Annotated in this window: 3 protein-coding genes; all 3 read left to right on the top strand. The window is 49.8% G+C overall.

Features of this window, described 5'->3' with window-relative positions; genetic code table 11:
* A partial coding sequence (locus tag AC1D1X_RS24325; protein WP_477699492.1) for a preprotein translocase subunit SecY occupies positions 1-579 on the top strand: 579 nt, incomplete at its 5' end.
* A gap of 18 nt (positions 580-597) precedes the next feature.
* On the top strand, positions 598-816 hold the full coding sequence (gene infA / locus AC1D1X_RS24330; protein ID WP_477699493.1) for a translation initiation factor IF-1: 219 nt from the start codon (positions 598-600) through the stop codon (positions 814-816).
* 30 nt (positions 817-846) lie between these two features.
* Positions 847-960, top strand: a complete 114-nt coding sequence (gene rpmJ / locus AC1D1X_RS24335) for a 50S ribosomal protein L36 (protein ID WP_028820150.1) — start codon at positions 847-849, stop codon at positions 958-960.
* Positions 961-990 lie beyond the last annotated feature (30 nt).

Genomic DNA, 990 nt, shown 5'->3' on the forward strand with positions numbered 1-990 from the left:
GTGGGTAACAAGGTTTACGGTGGACAGTCATCGCACTTGCCGCTGAAGTTGAACATGGCGGGCGTGATCCCACCGATTTTCGCTTCATCGATCATTTTGCTGCCTGCCACGGTTGTGGGCTGGTTTAGTACCGGTGAAAGCATGCGCTGGCTCAAAGACATTGCCAGCACGCTGACGCCGGGCCAGCCCATCTATGTGATGCTGTACGCCAGCGCGATTGTGTTCTTCTGCTTCTTCTATACGGCGCTGGTGTTCAACAGCCGTGAAACGGCGGACAACCTGAAAAAGAGCGGTGCGTTCATTCCGGGGATTCGGCCGGGTGATCAGACGGCCCGTTACATTGACAAAATCCTGGTGCGCTTGACGCTGGCAGGTGCGGTGTACATCACATTCGTGTGTTTGCTGCCGGAGTTTCTGATTTTGAAATACAACGTGCCGTTTTATTTTGGCGGTACGTCGTTGATGATTATTGTCGTGGTGACCATGGATTTCATGGCCCAGGTACAGAACTACATGATGTCGCAACAGTATGAGTCGTTGCTTAAAAAGGCGAACTTCAAGACGTCACTGGGCGGTTAACTGGGTATTTGATGGGATATGTCTAAAGACGATGTGATCCAGATGCAAGGTGAGGTTGTAGAAAACCTCCCCAATGCGACTTTCAGGGTGAAGCTGGAAAATGGACATGTTGTACTGGGGCACATCTCGGGAAAAATGCGTATGCACTACATCCGCATTCTTCCCGGTGACAAGGTAACGGTTGAKTTAACGCCTTACGATTTATCGCGCGCACGAATTGTTTTCCGTGCCAAGTAAGCACAGAGTGAAAGTTTAGGAGTAATAGAAATGAGAGTTTCAGCTTCGGTCAAGAAAATTTGCCGTAACTGCAAAGTTATCCGTCGCAAGGGTGTTGTCCGTGTGATTTGCACGGATCCGCGTCACAAACAGCGTCAAGGCTGATTTCAAGAGTTTTAGAGGACGAACATGGCT

Source organism: Polaromonas sp. P1_G4, from assembly GCF_056405475.1.